At 73.2% G+C, this 1338-nt stretch carries 1 protein-coding gene; it reads left to right on the plus strand.

All coding sequences use genetic code 11. From position 1 onward, the window contains the following. Window positions 1-133: 133 nt before the first annotated feature. Window positions 134-1338: AfsR/SARP family transcriptional regulator (locus ABTZ54_RS35655; RefSeq protein WP_351672137.1), on the plus strand; the 1205-nt coding region annotated here is incomplete at its 3' end.

A 1338-nucleotide genomic window follows, 5' to 3' on the forward strand; every position in this document is an offset into this window, starting at 1 on the left:
GTCCGGACTGCGCACTTCACTTCGCTTCGCTCGTTCAGGGCGCCGCCACGTCCGGACACCCCCACCCCCGCGGAGGCACCGGCCCCCTTCCCGCCGTCGTCGGCCGTCGGGCCGTGCGTGGTCTCATGGGGCCGTGCGCTACTCCGTCCTCGGGCCGGTCCGGGTCCATACGTCAGAAGGCTCCGTTGTCGCTGTCGGCGGGCCCCGGGTGCGGGCGCTGCTGACCGTGCTCGTCCTGCGGGTGGGGCGGGGCGTTCCCGTGGGCGTGCTCGTGGATGAGGTGTGGGGTGCCGAGCCGCCGGCCGACGGCGTCGCCGCACTCCAGGCCCTGGTGGGGCGGCTGCGGCGGGCCCTCGGGCATGAGCGGGTGCTGTCCGTGGACGGGGGCTATCGCCTTGATGCCGTACGCGAGGATGTCGATCTTTTTCGTTTCGAGCGGCTTGTCGGGGAGGGCGTGGGGGCGCTGGAGGGCGGGCGGATCCTGGAGGCTGCCGCGCTCCTCGACGAGGGGCTGGCGCTGTGGAAGGGGGAGGTCCTCGCCGATCTTCCGGAGCGGGAGGGTGAGGTCGCGCGGTGGGAGGCGCGGCGGCTCGACGCGCGGCGGGGCCGGATGGCCGCCGCCCTCGCCCTCGGCGAGGCGGCCGGGGTCCTGCCCGAGCTGACCGCTCTGTGCGAGGCCCATCCGCTGGACGAGGCCCTTCAGGCCCTGCGCATCCGCGCCCTGCGCTCCACCGGACGCTCGGCGGAGGCCCTGGCCGCCTACGACGTCGTCCGGCGTGCGCTGGCCGAGCGGCTGGGCGCCGATCCCTCTCCCGAACTCCGCGCCCTGCATGAGGAGTTGCTGGGCCGCAGTCTGCCGGTTGCCTCTCCGGCCTCTCCAGTGCCTGTCGGCAATCTCAAGGCTCGGCTCACCTCGTTCCTTGGGCGGGATGTCGAACTCGGCGAGTTGGGTGGGGAGTTGCTGGAGTCTCGGCTTGTCACCCTTCTTGGGCCCGGTGGGGTCGGCAAGACGCGGCTCTCGCAGGAAGTCGCGGAGAGGGTGGGGAGTGGGTGGCGGGACGGGGTCTGGTTCGTCGAGCTCGCGCCCGTCACCGATCCCGAGGCCGTCACCGAGGCTGTCCTCGTGGCGCTCGGCGCGCGGGAGACCGTCCTGCGCGGTGCCGGCGCCGAGGAGTTGCGGCTCGGCGAGGATCCGACCGGTCGTCTCGTCGAGCACTGCTCCGGGCGCCGGATGCTGCTGGTGCTCGACAACTGTGAGCATGTGGTGGGTGCGGTTGCGGGGTTGGTGGAGGTGTTGTTGGCGCGGTGTGCGGGGGTGACGGTGCTGGCGACGAGTCG

It is taken from the genome of Streptomyces sp. NPDC094032 (assembly GCF_040303965.1).
In the GTDB taxonomy this organism is placed as follows: Bacteria; Actinomycetota; Actinomycetes; order Streptomycetales; family Streptomycetaceae; genus Streptomyces.